At 64.7% G+C, this 19,045-nt stretch carries 24 protein-coding genes and 1 riboswitch; of the genes, 14 read left to right on the top strand and 10 right to left on the bottom strand.

Annotated features, from left to right (window positions below):
- The first annotated feature begins 127 nt into the window (after positions 1-127).
- Together LDZ26_RS24270 and LDZ26_RS24275 are read left to right on the top strand one after the other, a co-directional pair.
- Positions 128-1,033 carry a LysR family transcriptional regulator gene (locus tag LDZ26_RS24270; protein ID WP_244851225.1) on the top strand — a complete coding sequence of 302 codons (906 nt, stop codon included), beginning with the start codon at positions 128-130 and terminating at the stop codon, positions 1,031-1,033.
- Between the two features lie 68 nt (positions 1,034-1,101).
- Positions 1,102-1,584 (top strand): GNAT family N-acetyltransferase, encoded by a 483-nt coding sequence (locus LDZ26_RS24275; protein WP_244851226.1) that lies wholly within the window; start codon positions 1,102-1,104, stop codon positions 1,582-1,584.
- 21 nt (positions 1,585-1,605) lie between these two features.
- Here the strand turns inward: LDZ26_RS24275 and LDZ26_RS24280 are convergent, their stop codons facing one another.
- A complete protein-coding gene (locus tag LDZ26_RS24280; RefSeq protein WP_244851227.1) occupies positions 1,606-2,022 on the bottom strand; it encodes an organic hydroperoxide resistance protein in 417 nt (138 codons plus the stop codon).
- Positions 2,023-2,291: 269 nt separating this feature from the next.
- Between LDZ26_RS24280 and LDZ26_RS24285 the strand changes: the two genes are divergently transcribed.
- Both LDZ26_RS24285 and LDZ26_RS24290 read left to right on the top strand, forming a co-directional pair.
- On the top strand, positions 2,292-2,999 hold the full coding sequence (locus LDZ26_RS24285; protein WP_244851228.1) for an SDR family NAD(P)-dependent oxidoreductase: 708 nt from the start codon (positions 2,292-2,294) through the stop codon (positions 2,997-2,999).
- A gap of 25 nt (positions 3,000-3,024) precedes the next feature.
- Complete coding sequence (locus LDZ26_RS24290) at positions 3,025-3,261, top strand: 4-oxalocrotonate tautomerase family protein (protein ID WP_244851229.1); 237 nt, start codon at positions 3,025-3,027, stop codon at positions 3,259-3,261.
- A gap of 4 nt (positions 3,262-3,265) precedes the next feature.
- Here the strand turns inward: LDZ26_RS24290 and LDZ26_RS24295 are convergent, their stop codons facing one another.
- Together LDZ26_RS24295 and LDZ26_RS24300 are read right to left on the bottom strand one after the other, a co-directional pair.
- The gene (locus tag LDZ26_RS24295; protein WP_244851230.1) at positions 3,266-4,198 is read right to left on the bottom strand and encodes a LysR family transcriptional regulator; all 933 of its coding nucleotides are present in this window, start codon (positions 4,196-4,198) and stop codon (positions 3,266-3,268) included.
- A gap of 31 nt (positions 4,199-4,229) precedes the next feature.
- Entirely contained in the window at positions 4,230-4,685 is a 456-nt protein-coding gene (locus tag LDZ26_RS24300) for a MarR family winged helix-turn-helix transcriptional regulator (protein WP_244851231.1), read from the bottom strand.
- A 168-nt stretch (positions 4,686-4,853) separates the two neighbouring features.
- A riboswitch (FMN riboswitch) is annotated at positions 4,854-5,020 on the top strand.
- Between the two features lie 71 nt (positions 5,021-5,091).
- Here LDZ26_RS24300 and LDZ26_RS24305 point away from each other — a divergent pair.
- The gene (locus LDZ26_RS24305) at positions 5,092-5,592 is read left to right on the top strand and encodes a 6,7-dimethyl-8-ribityllumazine synthase (RefSeq protein ID WP_244851232.1); all 501 of its coding nucleotides are present in this window, start codon (positions 5,092-5,094) and stop codon (positions 5,590-5,592) included.
- 144 nt (positions 5,593-5,736) lie between these two features.
- Here the strand turns inward: LDZ26_RS24305 and LDZ26_RS25610 are convergent, their stop codons facing one another.
- Positions 5,737-6,153, bottom strand: coding sequence for a rubredoxin (locus LDZ26_RS25610; protein ID WP_244851781.1), 417 nt, complete (start codon positions 6,151-6,153; stop codon positions 5,737-5,739).
- A gap of 143 nt (positions 6,154-6,296) precedes the next feature.
- Between LDZ26_RS25610 and LDZ26_RS24315 the strand changes: the two genes are divergently transcribed.
- Positions 6,297-6,884 (top strand): TetR/AcrR family transcriptional regulator, encoded by a 588-nt coding sequence (locus tag LDZ26_RS24315; RefSeq protein WP_244851233.1) that lies wholly within the window; start codon positions 6,297-6,299, stop codon positions 6,882-6,884.
- A 7-nt stretch (positions 6,885-6,891) separates the two neighbouring features.
- On the opposite strand, the gene LDZ26_RS24320 is transcribed toward LDZ26_RS24315, so the two are convergent.
- Entirely contained in the window at positions 6,892-7,227 is a 336-nt protein-coding gene (locus LDZ26_RS24320; protein ID WP_244851234.1) for a hypothetical protein, read from the bottom strand.
- 147 nt (positions 7,228-7,374) lie between these two features.
- Here LDZ26_RS24320 and LDZ26_RS24325 point away from each other — a divergent pair, with 147 nt between their 5' ends.
- From LDZ26_RS24325 to LDZ26_RS24335, 3 genes are all read left to right on the top strand, one after another.
- A complete protein-coding gene (locus tag LDZ26_RS24325) occupies positions 7,375-7,851 on the top strand; it encodes a DUF2244 domain-containing protein (RefSeq protein WP_244851235.1) in 477 nt (158 codons plus the stop codon).
- A 43-nt stretch (positions 7,852-7,894) separates the two neighbouring features.
- Positions 7,895-8,383, top strand: coding sequence for a hypothetical protein (locus LDZ26_RS24330; protein ID WP_244851236.1), 489 nt, complete (start codon positions 7,895-7,897; stop codon positions 8,381-8,383).
- 106 nt (positions 8,384-8,489) lie between these two features.
- Entirely contained in the window at positions 8,490-8,723 is a 234-nt protein-coding gene (locus LDZ26_RS24335; RefSeq protein ID WP_244140179.1) for a DUF2934 domain-containing protein, read from the top strand.
- Between the two features lie 36 nt (positions 8,724-8,759).
- On the opposite strand, the gene LDZ26_RS24340 is transcribed toward LDZ26_RS24335, so the two are convergent.
- Positions 8,760-8,987 carry a hypothetical protein gene (locus LDZ26_RS24340; protein WP_244851237.1) on the bottom strand — a complete coding sequence of 76 codons (228 nt, stop codon included), beginning with the start codon at positions 8,985-8,987 and terminating at the stop codon, positions 8,760-8,762.
- A 151-nt stretch (positions 8,988-9,138) separates the two neighbouring features.
- Here LDZ26_RS24340 and LDZ26_RS24345 point away from each other — a divergent pair, with 151 nt between their 5' ends.
- Positions 9,139-10,038, top strand: a complete 900-nt coding sequence (locus LDZ26_RS24345) for a LysR substrate-binding domain-containing protein (RefSeq protein ID WP_244851238.1) — start codon at positions 9,139-9,141, stop codon at positions 10,036-10,038.
- A 15-nt stretch (positions 10,039-10,053) separates the two neighbouring features.
- On the opposite strand, the gene LDZ26_RS24350 is transcribed toward LDZ26_RS24345, so the two are convergent.
- From LDZ26_RS24350 to LDZ26_RS24365, 4 genes are all read right to left on the bottom strand, one after another.
- On the bottom strand, positions 10,054-12,165 hold the full coding sequence (locus LDZ26_RS24350; RefSeq protein ID WP_244851239.1) for a phosphocholine-specific phospholipase C: 2,112 nt from the start codon (positions 12,163-12,165) through the stop codon (positions 10,054-10,056).
- Positions 12,166-12,194: 29 nt separating this feature from the next.
- Complete coding sequence (locus LDZ26_RS24355) at positions 12,195-12,500, bottom strand: hypothetical protein (RefSeq protein ID WP_244851240.1); 306 nt, start codon at positions 12,498-12,500, stop codon at positions 12,195-12,197.
- Positions 12,501-12,621: 121 nt separating this feature from the next.
- Positions 12,622-13,362, bottom strand: coding sequence for a DUF421 domain-containing protein (locus tag LDZ26_RS24360; RefSeq protein WP_244851241.1), 741 nt, complete (start codon positions 13,360-13,362; stop codon positions 12,622-12,624).
- Positions 13,362-14,069 carry a YetF domain-containing protein gene (locus LDZ26_RS24365; RefSeq protein ID WP_244851242.1) on the bottom strand — a complete coding sequence of 236 codons (708 nt, stop codon included), beginning with the start codon at positions 14,067-14,069 and terminating at the stop codon, positions 13,362-13,364. The genes LDZ26_RS24360 and LDZ26_RS24365 overlap by 1 nt, the downstream gene beginning before the upstream one ends.
- 145 nt (positions 14,070-14,214) lie before the next feature.
- On the opposite strand from LDZ26_RS24365, the gene LDZ26_RS24370 reads away from it, so the two are divergent.
- The 4 genes from LDZ26_RS24370 to LDZ26_RS24385 all read left to right on the top strand — a co-directional run bounded on the left by LDZ26_RS24370 (position 14,215) and on the right by LDZ26_RS24385 (position 19,015).
- A complete protein-coding gene (locus tag LDZ26_RS24370; protein WP_244851243.1) occupies positions 14,215-15,432 on the top strand; it encodes a DUF2252 domain-containing protein in 1,218 nt (405 codons plus the stop codon).
- Between the two features lie 64 nt (positions 15,433-15,496).
- A complete protein-coding gene (locus LDZ26_RS24375; RefSeq protein WP_244851244.1) occupies positions 15,497-16,060 on the top strand; it encodes a DUF3005 domain-containing protein in 564 nt (187 codons plus the stop codon).
- 45 nt (positions 16,061-16,105) lie between these two features.
- Entirely contained in the window at positions 16,106-16,345 is a 240-nt protein-coding gene (locus LDZ26_RS24380) for a DUF3460 family protein (protein WP_244851245.1), read from the top strand.
- Positions 16,346-16,636: 291 nt separating this feature from the next.
- On the top strand, positions 16,637-19,015 hold the full coding sequence (locus tag LDZ26_RS24385; protein ID WP_370650764.1) for a PAS domain S-box protein: 2,379 nt from the start codon (positions 16,637-16,639) through the stop codon (positions 19,013-19,015).
- Positions 19,016-19,045: the final 30 nt, after the last annotated feature.

The raw sequence follows: 19,045 nt of genomic DNA on the forward strand, positions 1-19,045 counted from the left end.
CGAGACCGACTATACGGTTGCCGGACGCGGCATGTATATTGAATTGTTTCCATCCCCCGATCACTTCTCCTACTTGCCCCGCGACTCGCCGATGAACACGGTCCAGATGCTGCTGTCGAGACTCAGAATGAAACAGCTTCAATTGCTGATTGCGCTCGACGAACACAAGTCGCTGCACAAGGCCGCAGCGGTGCTGGCCGTTACGCAATCGGCCGCGAGCAAGGCGTTGCATGAACTGGAGGCGCTATTCGACACGCCCCTCTTCGAGCGCTCGGCGAGCGGCATGCTGCCGAATCAGTACGGGCATCGCGTGATTCAATACGCGCGGCTCCTCACCACGGACCTGACGCTCTTGTGTCAGGACATCGCGGAGATTCAGTCGGGGCGCGGCGGGCGTCTTGCGATCGGCGCGATCATGGGCGCGATACCGGCTGTGGTCGTGCCTGCGCTCGATGCGTTGCACGCGGACCAGCCGCATGTGTCGGTGGAAATCGTCGAGGACACGAGCGCGCGCATGCTGCTGCAACTCGACGAAGGCGTTCTCGATCTCGTGGTCGGCAGATCGGCGGTCAGCGAACAGCCTTCCAAATACCGCTACTGGAAGCTCGCCGACGAGCCGCTTTCGGTGGTGGTCGGCTACCGGCACGCGACGAAGTCGCGCAGCCACGTTCAGATGCGCGATCTCGCGCACTGCCGCTGGGTCACGTACCCGAGCCAGATGCCATTGCGCGAATTGCTGGAACGCGAGATGGACCTCGCGGGCGTCGCCATGCCCGCCAACACGATCTCGACGGCATCCACGTTCGTCACGGTCGCGCTGCTCAACCAGAGCAAGGACCTCGTGTCCGTGCTGCCCACCGATATCGCCAACTTCTTCGCGCAGCACAAGATGCTGCGCATTCTTCCGGTGACGTTGCGCTCGCCATCGCAGACGTACGGCATCGTGACGCGCAAGACCGGCGTGCTCTCGCCGATGGCCGAACGCTTCATCGCGCTTCTGACCAGCCGAACGCGCGTTCAAAACGCCTCATAAGACGGCGGCGGGACCGGGGTTTGCTCGACTCGTCCGGGCCACTGTAGACAAGCCAAGGAGCCCCCGCCGTGACGCCCTTTGAGACAGCCATTCTTGTCCGACGTGAAGACCCGTGGTCGCTGGAAGCGCAGGCCCTGCTCGACGAACTGAGCGCCATGCTCGCCGTGTTCTCCGGCGACGGCGGCCAAAGCCGCTTTTCCCCGGAAGATGCGTGTTCGGCACGCGGCGCATTCGTCGTCGCGCGAACGACGCAGGGTCTCGCCCTCGGATGCGGCGCGTTCAGGCGCTTCGACTACGGTGTGGCCGAGCTCAAGCGCCTTTACAGCAGGCCAAATACGTGCGGCGTGGGGAAAGCGATTCTGACGCAGCTCGAAGCGGATGCGGCTGCGGTCGGCTATCACACGCTGCTGCTCGAAACGCGCTCATTCAACCGGCGCGCCATTGCGTTCTATGAGCGTAACGGCTTCACGCCGACGGCCCGTTACGGCATCTACGTTCATCAGCCCGACGCCCGCTGCTTCGCGAAAACCATCGGCGTCAAGGCTGATTAGTGCGCTGCTCGGCGAATCCGCTTAGACGAGTTTGATTTCGACCTCGATATTGCCGCGCGTCGCTTTCGAATACGGGCAGGTTTCGTGAGCCGCATCGACGAGCGCACGCGCCACGTCGTGTTCAACGCCGGGCAGGCTCACGTTCAGGCGCGCGCCGAGCAAGTAGGCGTCGCCTGTCATGCCGAGATCCACTTCCGCGTCCACGGACAAGTCAGGCGGCAGCGTCACCTTCAGCTTGCGCGCCGCGAGTCCCATTGCGCCGATGAAACACGCCGACCAGCCCGCCGCGAAGAGTTGCTCCGGGTTGGTGCCCTTGCCCGCGCTGCCGGGCGACGACAAGTCGATATCCAGACGGCCGTCGGAGCTGCGCGCGGTGCCGTCGCGCCCGCCGGATGTGTGGGTCTTCGCCGTGTACAGCACCTTTTCGATCTTGGACATGATGTTTTCCTCAATGAATGAAAGGCCGTTTATTTAGATCGCATACGATCTAATCGGTTGCGCCATACTGCTTGATCGGCTCCAGCGTGTCAATTGCTTATGCTTAAGCCGGCGATAGCCGTCTCTTGTTGCTTTTGTTCCTGCCGCGCAATAGTGTTTGTCCGCCGTGGGTGTTCGCGGCGCGGCGGCGCGCGCCTACAGTGACCCTCCATCGGATCCGTCGATCCGAACGGCAACACAGCCGGCACTCACACCGTCAGAGGCTCATCATGAACGCAAGCAAAGTGGTCATCGTCACCGGCGCGTCGCAAGGCATTGGCGCCGAAACCGTGAAGGCTTTTCGCGAACGCGGCCATCGTGTCATTGCGACTTCGCGTTCCATCGGCGAATCGGCCGACGAAAATCTCATCACGATCGCAGGCGATATCGCCGATGCGGGTACTGCCGAGCGCATCGTCGCGGCCGCCATCGAACGATTCGGCCGCATCGACACGCTGGTCAACAACGCGGGCATTTTCATCGCGAAGCCGTTCACGCAGTACACGGCGCAGGACTACGCAGCCATTCAGCGCGTGAACGTGGACGGCTTCTTTCACATCACGCAGCGCGTCATCGCGCACATGCAGGAAGCAGGCAGCGGGCATATCGTCACCGTGACGACGAGTCTCGTGGATCACCCGATCAGCGGCGTGCCTTCGGTGCTCGCTTCGCTCACGAAGGGCGGCCTGAACGCGGCGACGAAATCGCTCGCCATCGAGTACGCTCGTTCGGGGGTGCGGGTGAACGCGGTATCGCCGGGCGTGATCAAATCGCCGATGCACCCGGAGCAGACGCACGCCGCGTTGTCGGCGCTGCATCCGGTGGGCCGCATGGGCGAGATGAGCGACGTGGTCAATGCGATTCTCTTTCTCGACGATGCCCCGTTCGTCACGGGCGAAATCCTGCACGTCGATGGCGGCCAAAGCGCGGGCCATTGAATAGCCATTTTCACAGGAGTCTGATATGCCTATCGTCACCATTCAGGTCACGCGCGAAGGCACGCAGCCCGGCGCGAATGCGATTACCGCCGACGAAAAGGCGCGGCTGATCGCGGGCGCGAGCCAGCTATTGCTCGACGTGTTGCACAAGCCGCTCGAAGCGACGTTCGTCGTGATAGAAGAAGTCGAACTGGAGAACTGGGGCTGGGGCGGACTGCCGGTGCAGGACTACCGCAAGAAGCTCGCGGCCAAGCCTGGTTGACGCTTTACTGCGGCGCTCGATCGGCGCGTGCGCGCGGCAGGTGTTCGACAAGAAAGTCGACGAACACCCTGACGCGCGACGACAGGTGCCGCGCGTGCGGATACAGCAGGATGAACGGACGCGTGCTGCGGTAGCCGGACAGCACTTCGACGAGACGCCCCGCGCGCAGGTCGTCTTCGACGATGAAGCGGTACGTCTGGAAGAGGCCCGCGCCCGCTCGCGCGAGCGTGACGCCCGCGAGCGCGTCTCCCGACGAGCCATAGGCGCCTCGCGTGACGATATCCGTATCGCCCGATGCATCGCGAAACGTCCAGGCGATATTGCGCCCGCTGCTCGGCAGTTCGAACTGAATGCACTCGTGCGCTGCAAGATCGCCGGGCGACTCGGGCACGCCCTTGCGCTTCAGATACGCGGGCGTCGCAACGACGACCATCTCCGCATCTTCGAGCTTGCGGGCGATGAGCGAGGAATCGTCCGGCGCGCGGCCGCGTATCGCGAGATCGAAGCCGTCTTCCGCGAACTCGATGTTGCGGTTGCTCAGGTGCGTCTCGATGCTGACATCAGGATAGCGCTCGCGAAATGCAGGCAAAAGCGGCAAGACGCGGTAATGCCCGTACGGCGTCGGCATGCTGATGCGCAGCACGCCCGCTGGCGTGGTTTGCTGACCGGTCACTTCGCGTTCGGCATCGACCAGTTCGCCGAGCGCTTGCCGACAGCGTTCGTAATATCGACGGCCCGGATCGGTCAGACGAATTTGCCGTGTCGTGCGCACGAAAAGCCGTACGCCGAGGCGTTCTTCAAGCCGCGCGACCGACCGGCTCACCGCCGCCGGATTCACGCTCGCGGCATTCGCGGCGAGCGTGAAGCTCTCCAGTTCGGCAGCGAGGCAGAAGAGCTCGATACTGCCGAGCAGCAGGTCGTCGAACCTTCGTTGCATGCGTGCTCTCGCGGTTGGCGCCGGCGCTACGTCAGGCCGTTTCGTTGACCGAGCGGATGAGGTTCTCGCGCAGCGTGACGATCGCCTTCTGCACCTTCACGAATTCGGCGGGCTTGAGACCGGTGGCTGCGACGAGATCCATTTTGCCGCCCTTTTCGCGCAGCCGGCGGCCTTCTCTGGTCAGGCTCACGCGCACCTGGCGCTCGTCGGCGGGGTCGCGCTGTCTTTGTACGTAGCCCATCGCTTCGAGCTTCTTCAGGATCGGCGTCAGTGTGTTGGATTCGAGAAAGAGCTTCTCCCCCAGCCTGCCGACGGTCTGATCGTCTTCTTCCCACAGCGCAATGATGGTGATGTATTGCGTGTAGGTCAGGCCGAGTTCTTCGAGAATGGGCTTGTACGCCTTGCCGAACGCGAGATTCGCCGAGTACACGGCAAAGCACAGAAAGTCCGACAGCGACGGTGCGGACGACGGTTCCGTCGATTTCATGATGCTCTCCGGGGCGAGACTTCGATGCAGGCATTATAGATCGCGCGCGATGGAATCGCTTCCGTCGAAATCCGCAGTCACCTCGCATTAACCTCAAGCGACACGGGGAATTCCGCGCAGCGGCTTCGTCTCGTGATACCGTGGCTGCGTTCTTCGATCATACGAAGGACACGTTCTCGGGGCGGGGTGCAATTCCCCACCGGCGGTAATCGTCCCATGCGGGCGTAGCCCGCGAGCTGCTCGGCCTGGATCATCGAAAGATGGCATGGGGCGATGTCCGCAGACCCGGTTGGATTCCGGGGCCGACGGTATAGTCCGGATGAAAGAGAACAGGACGGTGCGCGCGCCTTCTCCGGGAGGCGCGCGGCCGTCCTTCGCCCTGTTCACACAAAACAGGCTGAAGTCCATGAACACATCCATTTTCAACGAATCACAGGCAGTACAGGCTGCGGGCGCTCGCCGTCCGCGCATTGCGTTCGTCCAGGCTTGCTGGCATCGCGATATCGTCGACCAGTGCAGGACGTCCTTTCTCCAGGCGATCGAAGAACAGGGCTATGCGCGCGACGACATCGATCTTTTCGAAGTCGCCGGCGCGTTCGAGATTCCGCTGCACGCGAAGCGGCTCGCGCAGAGCGGGCGTTATGCGGGCATCGTGGCGGCAGGATTGGTGGTCGATGGCGGCATCTACCGGCACGAATTCGTCGCGCAGGCGGTGATCAACGGGTTGATGCAGGTGCAGCTCGAAACAGGCACACCGGTGTTTTCCGCCGTGCTTACGCCGCATCATTTTCATCACGGGGACGAGCACGTCGGCTTCTTTCGCGATCATTTCCTCGTGAAAGGTCGAGAAGCGGCCCATGCCTGCGCGGATACCATCGGCAAGCTCGGCGCGCTGCCGGTTCTGTAAGCCTTAGTGACGTAGCGGTCATGGGCGCTCGGCCCGTGACCGTTCTGTGGATGCGGTTCGGCTGGACCGTTAGTTGCATGGGATGGGTAAGCCGATGGCGTGGCATTGGGTGCGCACGCTGGCTCGAAGCGGCAGCACCGACTATCAAAACTCCACGAGCGCGAAGTCGTCCTTGCCGACGTCGCAGAGCGGACAGCGCCAGTCATCCGGCACCTCGCGCCAGCGCGTACCCGGTGCAATGCCGTGCTCCGGGTCGCCCGCGGCTTCGTCGTAGATCCATCCGCAGATCAGGCAGACCCATTGGGTGAGCGCGGACGCCGCGGGTTCGGGCGGCCCGCCCCGGCCATCCGATCCGCGGGATTCGCTCTGCACGTCTTCGTCGAGCGAGACGATGAGCGGACCTGCCTGCGCATCGATGCCTTTCGCCAGAAACGCGCCGAGTTCGGCGTGCAGCCGCATGGCTTCCTGCGCAGTCAGGTCGATCCAGTACGGATCGCCCGCGCCGTTGTTCAGCCGCGCCGACGAGAACTGCAATTCGAGCGCGGCGCCCTTCTTGTACATGCCTTCGGCCTCGTAGTGATTTCGCATACTCACCGGTTTTCGGATACCGGCAAGTATCCGGATGCTAACACGAATGTTTCCGGTGCTGCCCTTACTTGCTAGTATCGGGCGTCGGCAATATTCACCATCGAGAGGATTCGAACATGGCAAGGCTTTCGCGCGAGGAAACTCAGGCGCTTACGCGGCAGCGGTTACTGTCGGTCGCGAAAGAGCACTTCGCCCGCGATGGCTACGCCGCCGCCTCGCTCGACCGCATCGCCGACGAGGCCGGTTTCAGCAAGGGTGCGGTCTATTCGAATTTCGCGGGAAAGGACGAGCTTTTTCTCGGCGTGCTGGAAGAGCACGGGCGCGTGAGTCTCGACCAGATACTGGCCGATTTACAGGGTGCGCAGAGCATCGAGAAAGCCATCGACCGCATTGCGGCATGGGCCACGCGCAGTTCGCGCCTCGGCAACTGGCCGATGCTGATCCTCGAATACTCGCGCGTGACGAAGCCCGCGGACGCCTTCCGCAAGTCGCAGGAGAAGGTGCTGCGCGCGCAATGGAAGGCGCTCGGCGAGGTGCTGCTTCGGTTCGACGCCGGCCTCGACGTCAAGCCGGAAGTGCTCGGCGCGCTCGTGTTCGAGCTGACCTATGCGCCCGCGATGAGCTTCGTCAGCAAGCCGACATCGGGCGACTTGCTGCGCACGGCACTGCGAGGTCTCTTCGGCTCGCTGCGCGAGGCCGGCTGATCCGCGCTCACCATCCCTGCGAGCCACCGGCATCGTGCTTCGTGACGGGCGAGGGCTTGCCGCTTTGCGCGCCGGGCGTCATCGCGCCGCCCATGTCGCGGCTCATGCCGCTTCCCTGCCCGCCCTTCGATACCGTGCCCGGCGAAACGTTGGACGACCGCTGCGTACCGGACGCATCCGCCGATTGTCCTGCCGAAGTTCCCGCGCCGCCGGACGTGCTCCCGCCCTGTCCGTTGTTCACGCAGCCGCCTCCGCCGCAGCCGAGTCCTCCGCCAGCCGCATGAACGTTGCCGGCTAATACGAGCATCGAGCCCAGGATGATATTGCGTGTCGTTGCATGCATGGCGACTCCTTTCTTCATCGAGGTTCGTGGGGACGATGCAATCCACATGCCCCTCCGCCATGAAGAGCCGGCCGGGAGCGGCTTTGTCGCGGGACTGTGGATTGCTTTTCCGCCACGCCGACATCGCAACGTGAAGCAGGAGTCCTCATGCTCGCCCATCCGTCCCCGAAGCAATGGTCGCTCGCGCGGCGCGCGTCGTGTTCTCCGGCGGGCCTCGCGAGCGTCTGCGCGAGCCTCTCGATCATCCCCGTTGCCTTCGCGACCGCGATGCACGCGATCGACGGCGACGTCGTGTTCTACGGGTTAGCAGTCCTGCACGCGTGCATCATCTGGTCGTGCTTCTTCTGGCATGCAAGGCACGCGCTGGACGGCGACATCGTGACCTTGCACGGCCACACGCTCGTCATCCAATCGGCGCGCGGACCTGATACGCGCACGCGGCGGATCGACGCGCGCTGGGCGGTGCTTCTCGTCGCGCAGACAGGCGCGCGCACGCGATTGTCGCTGCGCGTGGCCGGCGAGACCGTGGAACTCGGACGCTTCACCACGCAGAGCCATCGTCTGCGGTTTCTCGCCGAGTTCCAGCAGGTCGCGCGCTGCGAGATGAACGCACTGGCTCACTAATCGCCACTACGCACCGGACTCACTGAATTTGCAGTCGAGCATCATGGACACCTCCCTTGTTTTATTGAAGGCGACCGCGGCCCCCGGAAAGCCCGGCCGCGTGACGCTGGCCGTGGCGAACCGGAGCGACGCGCGCATCGAGATCGTACGCAGCCTGTTCGAACTGAAGCGAACGTATCGCGACGCGCGGCATGCGCTGCCGAGAGCGGGCTGGGGCTATACGGTCACCACCGTCATCACGAAGGGTACGCTGCTCGACGCCCGCGCCGAGTGGTGGGCCTGGTTCGACGGCGATACGCGCACGACCTTCGGCGGCGTCATTCCCGCGCACGCCCCCATGCCCGGCGAGCCGCAGTTGTATCTGGCAGGGCGCATCTTCTATCGACGCACAAAAGGCGAACTGATGGAAACCGCGTTCTATCGCCGGCTCGACCATGCGGACATGTCGTTCAGCGGAATCGAACCGCTGGATCGCGCGCTCAACTACGCCGGCAAGGTGCTGGTTCCGGGCGCGCTCGAAGCGCAGCATTAGTTTGCGGCTCGCGCCGGCACGGGGAATGCAGTGGACAACTTCCAAGGCGGACGTCGCGGCCCTAGAATCGAACTGCGCGCAGCGCGCCACTTCACAGGACGAGAGAATGTCGAGCACACCGGACCACGAGGACGACGATGCACGCGACGCGATGACGCGTGAAGCCCTCGAACAGCGCATTCGCACGCTGGCCTATTACATGTGGGAGGCCGAAGGCCGGCAAGCCGGCCGGGCCGACGAGTACTATCACCGCGCGCGCGAGCAGCTGAACGCGGACAATCCGGATGCGGCTCGCGAACGATCGGTCAATTCGAAGAGCAAGAGCAAGCCGCCGTCGTGAGCACGACGGCGGGCATGGCAGGCTGCGCGCGTTCGTTCAGAGCGCGAGCGCCTCGTGTTCGTCCACCCACGCCATCGCGCGTTCGCGGGCGAAGGCAATCGCCTCGTTTTCATCGACGAAGGCGAGATGAAACTCCATGTCGTGCGATTCGATGTCGTCGCCTTCGTTCGCGGGCGGCATATAAATGCGCGCATTGCCGACGATGGTTCCGTCTTCGATGCTCGCCGACGTGTGAATCTTGCATGAACGATACTCGAATTCCATGGTGTGCCTCCGCGTATGGATGTGATGTTTGACGGAGGGCACAGCATGGAGCGTGCCGCGCGCGGCGCTCGCGCATGGCCGACGACAATCGGATAATGCGGGCCGGTGCTTTACACTCGACCACAACCGACTACAACCACATACAGCACCTATGCGTATCCCGCCGCTCAAGGCCATCGTCGCGTTCGAAAGCGTCGCGCGCACGAAAAGCGTGAATCGCGCGGCAGAGGAGATGGGCTTGTCAGCGTCGGCGGTGAGCCATCAGATCGCGAATCTGGAAGGCATCATCGGGCAGCCGCTCTTTCAGCGCTCCGGACGCGGCCTCGTGCTCACGCCCGCCGGCGAACGCTATCTGTCCGATGTCACGGGCCTGCTCGCGGACCTGAGCCGCGCGACCGAGCGCGCATCGAGCCAGAAGGAAGTGGATATTCTGCGCGTGCATTCGAGCCCGAGCTTCGGGCTCATGTGGCTCTTGCCGCGCCTGTCGTCGTTTCAGGAGGACAACGGCGATATCCAGTTGAACCTCGCGTGCTCGTACGAAAACGTGTCGTTCTCGAACGGCTATTACGACATCGACATACGCCACGGCTACGGCAACTGGACCAATCTCGAAGTGCGGACCTTGCGCGGCGAATTCATCGCGCCGCTCGCCTCGCCGAAGTACCTCGAACGCCATCCCGTGAAGACGCCGGACGACCTGCTCTCGCATCGTCTGATCTATTCGGAGACGCCGCTCGTGCAGTGGAAGCAATGGTTCGGCAGAACGGGCGTGTCCGCGCCGCAGAAGACCTTCGACTTCTCGTTCGACCGCTCGTACATGTCGATCGAAACGGCAGCGCTCGGGCTCGGCATCGCGCTGGAAAGCCTGATGCTCGCGTCCGTCAAGATCAGCGAGGGCGTGCTCGTCCCGGTGTTCGACGCGAGCTACGCGGTCGAAGTCGGCGCCCATCATCTCGTCTATCCGAGCCAGAACGCCGACTTGCCGCGCGTCGAGCGGTTTCTCGCATGGATCGAACGCGAGGCCGCGCGCGACGCTCATCCCGCGCGCTAGCCTCGCCAGTACCGCTTACGCCGACAGCGCGGGATCGCTCATGCTGTCGCAACCCATTTCGACGTGCCCGGCGAAACGGCGCGCGAACGCGCTGTCCGTATCCACCGTCACGCGCACGTCGTACCAGCCGTGCGACGCGCGCAGATCCAGATACAACTGCGCGGTCTCGCCGCCCGCCACGCGCCGCGTCACGGTCTTCGAAGGCTCGTAGTCGTTCGTCACGCTGAAGGTGCACGGCCCGCTGCCGGTGTTCTTCAGGCGCAATTGCAGATTGCCGTTCGCGACGTCGTAGCCTTCGGCGACTTCGGGCAGCGCCTCTTCGCGCGACCACCAGCTATGCGACGCCGCCGCCTTGCCGGCCACCCGGCGCAGGAACCCGTTCGGCCCATGCACGACGAAGTCGTAGCTGCCGTCGGCGTTCGTCGCGACGTGATCGGCAAGGCGCTTCTTGGCCTCCACCGTGTAGGTGCGCGGCGCATCCGTGCTGCCCTGCCGATACAGCAGGAACACCGCGCCCGCCGCGCCCGTGTTCACGAAGTCGAACGCCACCGTCCGCTGGCTCGCGTTCGCGTGCGTGCGCACGAAGAGCTCGTACGGCAGCGCGCGCGCGGGACGAACGCCCGGCTCCTGCTTCGGCATCGCGCCGACGACCGGCGGCACCGGCACATAGTCGGGATGACGCGCCTTGTCGGGCGGCGCGTACGATGCCGTGCCCGGCAGCGTCGGCATGCCGCGATTCGGATTGCGGAAGTCGAACGCGGAGGTCAGATCGCCGCAAATGGCGCGCCGCCACGGCGTGATGTTCGGCTCGGGAAGCCGGTGCGACGCGCCGAAGCGCTTCTGAATGAAGCGGATGACCGACGTGTGATCGAACGTTTCGGAGCACACCCAGCCGCCGCGCGACCACGGCGACACGACGATCATCGGCACGCGCGCGCCGAGGCCGTACGGACCCGCCGCGTACTTCTGGCTGCCGGGGAAAATTTCGAGGCTCGTATCGACGGTCGAGAGGCCGTTCGCGCTCGATGTCGGCGGAAACGGCGGCACGATGTGATCGAAGAAGCCGTCGTTTTCGTCGTAGTTGATGAGGAGCGCGGTCTTGCTCCAGATGTCCGGGTTGGAGGTGAGCACCTGCAACACCTGATCGACGTACCACGCGCCGTAGTTGGCCGGCCAGTTCGGGTGCTCGGAATACGCTTCCGGCGCGACGATCCACGAGACCTGCGGCAGCGTGCCTGCCTGCACGTCCTGCCTGAGCTGCGTGAAGTAATCTTCGCCTGCTGCGGCGTTGGTGCCGCGCCGCGCCTTTTCGTAGAGCGGGCTGCCCGGCTGCGCGTTCTGGTACTGCGTGAAGTAGAGCAGCGAGTTGTCGCCGTAATTGCCGATGTACGGGTCCTGCGTCCAGCCCCACGAGCCCTTCGCGTCGAGCCCGGTGCCGACGTCCTGATAGATCTTCCACGAGATGCCCGCGCGCTCCAGCACTTCGGGGAACGTGGACCAGCCATAGCCCGCTTCCGCGTTGTCGACGACCGGACCGCCGCCCGTGCCGTCGTTGCCCACGTAGCCGGTCCACATGTAGTAGCGGTTCGGATCGGTCGACGTATTGGTCGAGCAGTGATACGCGTCGCAGATGGTGAAGGCGTCGGCGAGCTGATAGTGGAACGGGATGTCGTCGCGCTTCAGGTACGCCATCGTCGTCGTGCCCTTGAACGGCACCCATTGATCGTAGCGGCCGCCGTTGAACGCGCCCTGCCCGCTCACCCAGTCGTGCGGCAGGTCTTGCAGGAACTGCATCCCGAGGTTGGATGCGCCCGGATGAAACGGCAGCACGTCGCCCGCGCCGGCGGCAATCGGCTGGTGATAGACGGTGTTGCCGTTCGCGAGCCGCACGGCGCGGGTATCGCCGAAACCGCGCACGCCGCGCAGCGTGCCGAAGTAGTGATCGAAGGAGCGGTTCTCCTGCATCAGCACGACAATGTGCTCGATATCCTCGATCGAACCGTGACGGTTGTTCGCGGGAATGGCGAGCGCCTGGCGAATGCCAAGCGGAACGATGTTGAGTGCGGTGGCCGCGCCAGCGGTCTGCATGGCCGCGCGCAGGAAGTCACGTCTGTTATGGGTTGTCATCCGTGTACCTGGGGAAAGAAGGAAAGGCGTCAGTCGACCGTGTGAATGACCGGCGGCGCGAGCGCATCGGACGATGCCTGCGCGGAAACGGCCTGCGCGGACAGCGCTCGAGGCGGACGGGGCGTGCCGGTGGACGTGGCCGAGATCGCCCAGTTCTCCAGTTCGCTCGTTCCCGCAGTCGCGGCATCCGCTTGGGCGCTCGTGCGCGCCGGTGCGGCCGCAGCAGGGTCGGCTGCCGTATCGTGATTACTATTGCTGTTGCAGCCGCCAACGGTTGCGCACGCGAATACGGCGATGCCCGCCGCTACGTGGCGGCGTCTTCCGGCTCTCTTCATGCGTCCTCTCGGGCAAGTGGGCAGTTGCACTCAGCGCACGCAAGAGTATCGGTGGCATGTGTAAGCAATGTGACCGGCGCGAGACGGGCCGGTGGATGGCATCGGCAAGGAGTTGCCGGGTTCAGCTGGCCGCGGTCTGTTCGGTACCGGTATCGGCGGCGGCGCCGGTGTCCGTGGCGGTCGACCGCTCGACGGGCACGCGCACGGCGGACTCCCACCGCTCGTAGCCGCACGCCTCGCACGGCCGGTCCGGACGCTCATCCGACTGCACCGTGACACCGCAGCTCCAGCACGAGAAATAGCCCTTCGCGCCGATGGCGTCGAGCAGCGACCGCTCCATGTCCGGCCGCACGGTCAGCCCCGGCGTAGGCTCCTTTCGCCACACGATGCTGATGGACCCGGACGCCTCCATGTACACGCGGCGCAGTTGCCCGAGATGCGCGACGTTCGCCGCCCGCAACTCGGAGGCGAGCATTTCGCGCGAGACCTGGCTGGCTTTCAGTTCGTCGAGCAGTATGCGGCCGTCTTTCACGAGGATCGTGACGTCGCCCTGCTCCAGCACTTCGAATCTGCGCCAGCGCAGGCCGGCCCGCGCGCTCAGGCGTTGCAGCGCGACCACCGCGAGCAGCACGACAGCGGCCGGCAGCACGCCTTGCGACGACACCTGAATCGGCACGCCGATGGCCGCGCCCAGCATCAGAATGACGGCGAGTTCCGTGATGCTCAACTGCGCCGCGACGCGCTTGCCCATCATGCGCATGGCGACGAGCAGCATCAAATACATGACCACCGCTCGCGGGATGACTTCGATGAGAAAGGCCCACGGCCCGTCGCCGATCAGCAGTCGCTCGATGAAAGGCATCAGCGCTCCACTTCCGTCACGGCGTACGTCCACTCGCGCGATCCGCAGTTGTCGCAGCGCAGGTCGTCGGCGTGCCCGCTCTCGTCGGTGCGAACCGTATTGCCGCACTGCAGGCACGCGGAACAGCCCGGCACGCGGGCTTCGTCGCGCAGTTCCTCGTCGATGGCGGGCAGCACCGACAAGCCCGGTTTCGCGGGCCGCGCGGGGATGAACGAGAACGCGCCGGAAGGCTCCATGTAGAGGCGGCTGATCTGGCCGAGATGCTGCCAGCCTGCGAGCCGCATCGCTTCGTAGACTTTCTCGCGGGGCATCGCGGCGCGCGCCAGTTCGGCATGCTGGAGCAGCCCTTCGCGGGCGAGCAGCGTGACATCGGTCGATACCATCGTCTCGACGCGCCGATGCGTGATGCCCGCCGCCGCGATGATCCGCTGGAGCACGACCGCGACGAGCGCGATCAAGAACGGCGGCAGCATGCCGCGATTCGCCGCTTGCAACGGCACGCCGATGGCAGCGGCCAGCGTCACGACGATGGAGATCTCGAAGAGCGTGAACTGCGCGGCGACGCGCCGGCCCAGCAAGCGCATGGCGATGACGAGCAGCACGTAAGTCGCGCACGTTCTCAGCAGCACTTCCAGCAGGAAGTGCCATGACGCATTGCCGAACAGGAAGCGATGCCAGTCGGTCAGTCTGAACGGAGGGGATTGCAAAGCGGCACCTGAGCGCAGGTCGAGTGCGGAGCACGGCGCATTCGGCGTGCCTGAAACGGGCTTGACGTAGCGCCTGCAGGGCCGCAGGCACATCTTGTGCGATGCACTAGAAAAGACCGCGCTACTCTATCCCGCAAGACGATTCATGTCCAAGCCATCCAAGCACAAAGTACCCGAGTTCGAGAGCCGGCAGGAAATACTCACGGCGCGACGCAATGCCAAGATGGCCCGTTCGACGCACGCCTATGTGCGCGGTAACACGTCCAAGTTCTACGACTGGCTCGAACAGGCGGAGATTCGCGGCTTGCCGCAAGGCCCGGCCATCTGGATCTGCGGCGACTGCCACACCGGCAATCTCGGCCCCGTCGCGGACGCGAACAAGCGCATCGAGATTCAGATACGCGATCTGGACCAGACAGTCATCGGCAATCCGGTGCACGACCTGATCCGGCTCGGCCTCTCGCTCGCGACGACGGCGCGCGGCTCGGCGCTGCCGGGCGTCACCACCATCAACATGATCGAGGCGCTGTTCGAAGGCTACGCGCTCGCCTTCGATGCCGACAGCGACGCGGACGACACCTGCCGCAAGCCCGAACTGGTGCGCGTGGTCATGCGCGAAGCGGTGCGCCGCTCGTGGAAGCATCTCGCGCTGGAACGGCTCGACGACACGCAGCCGACCATCCCGTACGGAAGCCGCTTCTGGCCCGTCAACAAGGACGAGCGCGCGGAGATCGAGGCGCTGTTCCAGAAGGAGACGCTCGCCAAGCTGGCGACGAGCCTTCGCGGTCGTCCGGATACCGGCAAGGTCACCGTGCTGGATGCCGCGTACTGGGTCAAAGGCTGCAGTTCGCTCGGACGCCTGCGTTACGCGGTGCTGCTGGATGTGGACGGCGGCGTGGTCGAAGGCGACGATCTGTGCCTCATCGACATCAAGGAAGGCGTGAAGGCCGCCGCGCCGCGCTATCCCGGCACGAGCATGCCGCGCGACAACGCGGAACGCGTGGTCGAGGGCGCGCGCAACCTGTCGCCGCATCTCGGCGAGCGCATGCGATCCGCGACTTTGCAAGGACGTCCCGTGATTCTGCGCGAACTGCTGCCGCAAGACCTGAAGCTGGAAATCGAGCACATCGGGCATACGGAAGCGATGGAAGTGGCGCGCTATCTCGCCTTCGTCGTCGGTCAGGCGCACGCGCGGCAGATGGACCGCGCCACGCGCAAAAGCTGGCTTGCCGAACTGAAGCGCACGAAGCCCAAGTCCATCGACGCGCCGTTGTGGCTGTGGAGCAGCATCGTGGAACTGGTCGGCAGTCACGAGGTCGGCTATCTCGAACATTGCCGGCGCTACGCGCTCGCGGCGGCCTGACGCGCGCCCGGGCACGCGGAATGCATCGCAACGACATCGAGCAATTGGATTAGACGAGGACGCAATGCAGAACGCAGAAGGCAATCCGACACAGCAACAGCAAAAGGAAATGGCGGCGAAGAGCCCCGTCAAGACGCCCGCGACCGGCACGGCTTCGCCCGACGCCGCCACGCAGGCGAAGGAGTTCGGCAGCACGAAACACGCGGGCTCGGCCGAACCCGGCCCGGCCGACGAGAACGGCGCGCTGCCGTCCATCGACGACCGCGCGGCCAGCAACGGCTCGTCCGATCCGGTGCAGGAAGCGGCGAGCCGCATTCGCGCGGTCGACGACGCAGGCATGGAGTCCACCGACGACACCGTGGACGCCGACGCGAAGTCGATCGAAGCGAGCCGCGATATGTCCGGCTGGCACGACAACGTGATCTCGTCGAACGCGACGCTGTCCAATAACGTGCGCGCACCGGCGCGCGGACTCGGCGGCATCGACAGCCGTCCGACCGGCAACGTCCCGCCGATTCTGGCCAAGCGCGGCTATCGCGTGGTGTTCAGCGAGACGGTCTACGAGCAGCAGATGAACGGATCGAAGACATCGCACGTGTTCAGCTTCGAGCGTGTCGGCGATGCTTGAGCGCGCGGCGATCTAAACCATCGACTTTGGTGAAGGAGAAAGAAAGTGGGCTTGTTCAAACGTCATCGTGAGCAAGGCGGCGTATCGACCGGCCTGTATGTATCGGAGTTCGAGCAGTTCCTCAACCGGCTGAAAGAGGACCATCCGGACATGGACCGGAACCAGATGCTCGGGCGCGCGCTCTTGTGGGACAAGCTGCCGCGTCTGCCGGATTCGCCCGATTCGGTCGGCAAGGAAGGCAAACTGCGCCAGCCCTCCTACGTCTATTACAGCGACCTCGACTAACTTGCGGCGGGGCTGAAAGCCAGCACCAGCGCCCGCGCTTCCGCGCTTCCGCGCGTCCAGCGCGGTGGCCCGTCCTGTCCGTCGCCTGCCTGCGCGCAACCGTCGTTGCGCGTCTCGCCACGCACCTTCCGCCACGCACCTTCCGCCCGTTTTTCGCGCTTTTCCGCAGCCGGCCGGGCGTCGTTCGACGCCGGGCGAGCAAGCCGCTAGAATGGTCCGTTCGGAGACGCCCACCAAAACGATGCTCATTGCCGCTTTCAGGTCAGCGGGGTCAGCGAACCAAAAGAACCGATGACGAACGTCATGCGCGATAGCGAGAACACGCCGGCCGGCATGCGCCCCGACTGGGCACGCATCTGGGTCGATTCCACGACCGCTCTTGCGGCGTTTTGCCTGACGCCGGAAGGTTATGTGTCGACGTGGAACCCGGGCGGCACGGCCATCTACGGCTATGCGCCCGAAGAAATCATCGGCCAGCACTATTCGGTCTTTTTCCCCGACGACGACCGCGAGAGCGCGACGCTCGAAAGCGAATTGCGCGAAGCGCGCGCGCACCGCAGCTTCGAAACCGAAGGATGGCGCAGGCGCAAGGACGGGTCCGTGTTCTGGGCGAGCGTGCTCACCACGGCGCTGATCGAGGCGGACGGGTCGCTCATCGGCTTCGTGAAGATTGTCCGCGACGAAAGCGACAAACGAAAGGCGCACGATGCCGTGATCGAAAGCGAGCGGCGCTTTCGTCTGCTTGTCGAGGGCGTGACGGACTACTCCATCTTCATGCTCTCGCCCGAAGGTCTCGTGACCAACTGGAACAGCGGCGCGCGGCGCATCAAGGGTTATACCGCCGAAGAAATCATCGGCTCGCATTTCTCGCGCTTCTATTCCCCGGAAGATGCGGCGGCCGGCCTGCCACAACGCGCGCTGCGCATTGCCGCCAGCGAAGGACGGTTCGAATCCGAAGGCTGGCGCCTGCGCCGCGACGGCACGCGCTTCTGGGCGCACGTGATCGTGGACGCCATTCGCGACGAAACAGGCACGCTGATCGGCTTTGCGAAGATCACGCGCGACGTCACCGAGAAGCGCGAAGCGGATCAGCTACTCGAAGAAACGCGCGCCGCGCTGTTGCAGGCGCAGAAGATGGAAGCCATCGGCAAGCTGACGGGCGGCGTCGCGCACGACTTCAATAACGTGCTGCAAGTGCTGCGCGGCAATCTCGAACTGCTGCGCAGCCGCTGCATGGGCGACAACTGGAGCATGGACCGCTTGGGCAACGCGATCGACGCAGTGGAACGAGGCGCGAAGCTCGCGTCGCAATTGCTCGCGTTCGGCCGCAGGCAAGCGCTGCGGCCCGTGTCCGTGAATCTCGCCACGATGGTGCGCGGCATGGACGACCTGCTGCGCCGCGCGCTCGGCGAAACCATCGAGGTAGAGACGGTGGTGTCCGGCGGCCTGTGGAATGCGTTCGTCGACCTGCATCAACTGGAAAACGTGCTGCTGAACCTTGCCATCAACGCGCGCGATGCGATGCCCGACGGCGGCAAGCTCACGCTCGAACTCGCGAACGCCATGCTCGACGACCGCTACGTGCGCTCGCTTTCCGACGTGCCGGCGGGACAGTACGTGATGCTCGGCGTGACCGATACGGGCGTCGGCATGCCGCCCGAAGTGCTGGAGCGCGCATTCGATCCTTTCTTCAGCACGAAGCCCGAAGGCGAAGGCACCGGGCTCGGTCTCAGCATGGCGTATGGGTTCATCAAGCAAAGCGGCGGGCATATCCGCATCTACAGCGAAGTCGGGCACGGCACCACGGTGCGCGTCTACCTGCCGCGATCGCTGGTGGAAGCGCTCGAACCCACGCAGTGGCGCAACGCGCCGGTGACGGGCGGCACGGAAACGATACTCGTCGTGGAGGACGACCAGAAGGTGCAGTCCACCGTCATCGAGATGCTGACGGACCTCGGCTACAACGTGCTCAAGGCCGACAACGCCGATCAGGCGCTCGTCGTGTTGAGCAGCGGCGTGCACATCGACCTCGTCTTCACCGACGTCGTGATGCCCGGCTCGCTCAAGAGTCCCGAGATGGCGCGGCGCGCCGTGAAGATGCACCCGAATCTGCGCGTGCTTTTCACGTCCGGGTACACGCACAATGCGATCGTTCACGGCGGACGCCTCGATCCCGGCGTCGAACTGTTGAGCAAGCCGTACAGCCGCGAGGACCTCGCCTCCAAGATCCGGCAGATGCTCGGCACTCCAAATCAATCGTCCGAAACGACCGTGACGAAAGCCGAACCGCCCGCCGCGCCCGCCGCTGCAAAACGCGTGCTGGTGGTGGAAGACGACCGCTTCGCGCGCGAAGCGGTGAGCGAGCTGCTCGTCATGCTCGGCCATCACGCGGTGAGCACGGCCACGGCAAGCGGGGCGCTCGAAGCGCTGACGCTCGACGCTTTCGACGTGCTGCTGACCGACGTCAATTTGCCCGACATGGCGGGCACCGAACTCGCGCGGCGCGCGGTGGAACGTTGCCCCGGTATGCGCGTGATCTTCGCGTCGGGAGACAGCGTGCTCGACAACGAAGTGCAGGGCTTCGAATGGCAGGCGCTGCGCAAGCCGTACACGCTCGAACAACTCGAAAAAGCGTTGCGCGACGAAGGCCGCGCGAGCAGCCAGCGATAACATCGGCGGGGCCAGCGTCGCGCCGGCCCC

Origin of the sequence: Caballeronia sp. SL2Y3 (genome assembly GCF_022879575.1) — a bacterium.
Taxonomy (GTDB): domain Bacteria; phylum Pseudomonadota; class Gammaproteobacteria; order Burkholderiales; family Burkholderiaceae; genus Caballeronia.

Coding starts and splice junctions, on each gene's coding strand:
- LDZ26_RS24340 (WP_244851237.1), bottom strand. CDS start 8,987: ATGGAATTCGAGTATCGTTCATGCAAGATTCACACGTCGGCGAGCATC.
- LDZ26_RS24370 (WP_244851243.1), top strand. CDS start 14,215: ATGTCCAAGCCATCCAAGCACAAAGTACCCGAGTTCGAGAGCCGGCAG.
- LDZ26_RS24385 (WP_370650764.1), top strand. CDS start 16,637: ATGACGAACGTCATGCGCGATAGCGAGAACACGCCGGCCGGCATGCGC.
- LDZ26_RS24325 (WP_244851235.1), top strand. CDS start 7,375: ATGCTCGCCCATCCGTCCCCGAAGCAATGGTCGCTCGCGCGGCGCGCG.
- LDZ26_RS24355 (WP_244851240.1), bottom strand. CDS start 12,500: ATGAAGAGAGCCGGAAGACGCCGCCACGTAGCGGCGGGCATCGCCGTA.
- LDZ26_RS25610 (WP_244851781.1), bottom strand. CDS start 6,153: ATGTACAAGAAGGGCGCCGCGCTCGAATTGCAGTTCTCGTCGGCGCGG.
- LDZ26_RS24320 (WP_244851234.1), bottom strand. CDS start 7,227: ATGCATGCAACGACACGCAATATCATCCTGGGCTCGATGCTCGTATTA.
- LDZ26_RS24280 (WP_244851227.1), bottom strand. CDS start 2,022: ATGTCCAAGATCGAAAAGGTGCTGTACACGGCGAAGACCCACACATCC.
- LDZ26_RS24375 (WP_244851244.1), top strand. CDS start 15,497: ATGCAGAACGCAGAAGGCAATCCGACACAGCAACAGCAAAAGGAAATG.
- LDZ26_RS24335 (WP_244140179.1), top strand. CDS start 8,490: ATGTCGAGCACACCGGACCACGAGGACGACGATGCACGCGACGCGATG.
- LDZ26_RS24270 (WP_244851225.1), top strand. CDS start 128: ATGAAACAGCTTCAATTGCTGATTGCGCTCGACGAACACAAGTCGCTG.
- LDZ26_RS24300 (WP_244851231.1), bottom strand. CDS start 4,685: ATGAAATCGACGGAACCGTCGTCCGCACCGTCGCTGTCGGACTTTCTG.
- LDZ26_RS24290 (WP_244851229.1), top strand. CDS start 3,025: ATGCCTATCGTCACCATTCAGGTCACGCGCGAAGGCACGCAGCCCGGC.
- LDZ26_RS24350 (WP_244851239.1), bottom strand. CDS start 12,165: ATGACAACCCATAACAGACGTGACTTCCTGCGCGCGGCCATGCAGACC.
- LDZ26_RS24360 (WP_244851241.1), bottom strand. CDS start 13,362: ATGCCTTTCATCGAGCGACTGCTGATCGGCGACGGGCCGTGGGCCTTT.
- LDZ26_RS24315 (WP_244851233.1), top strand. CDS start 6,297: ATGGCAAGGCTTTCGCGCGAGGAAACTCAGGCGCTTACGCGGCAGCGG.
- LDZ26_RS24285 (WP_244851228.1), top strand. CDS start 2,292: ATGAACGCAAGCAAAGTGGTCATCGTCACCGGCGCGTCGCAAGGCATT.
- LDZ26_RS24330 (WP_244851236.1), top strand. CDS start 7,895: ATGGACACCTCCCTTGTTTTATTGAAGGCGACCGCGGCCCCCGGAAAG.
- LDZ26_RS24295 (WP_244851230.1), bottom strand. CDS start 4,198: ATGCAACGAAGGTTCGACGACCTGCTGCTCGGCAGTATCGAGCTCTTC.
- LDZ26_RS24305 (WP_244851232.1), top strand. CDS start 5,092: ATGAACACATCCATTTTCAACGAATCACAGGCAGTACAGGCTGCGGGC.
- LDZ26_RS24345 (WP_244851238.1), top strand. CDS start 9,139: ATGCGTATCCCGCCGCTCAAGGCCATCGTCGCGTTCGAAAGCGTCGCG.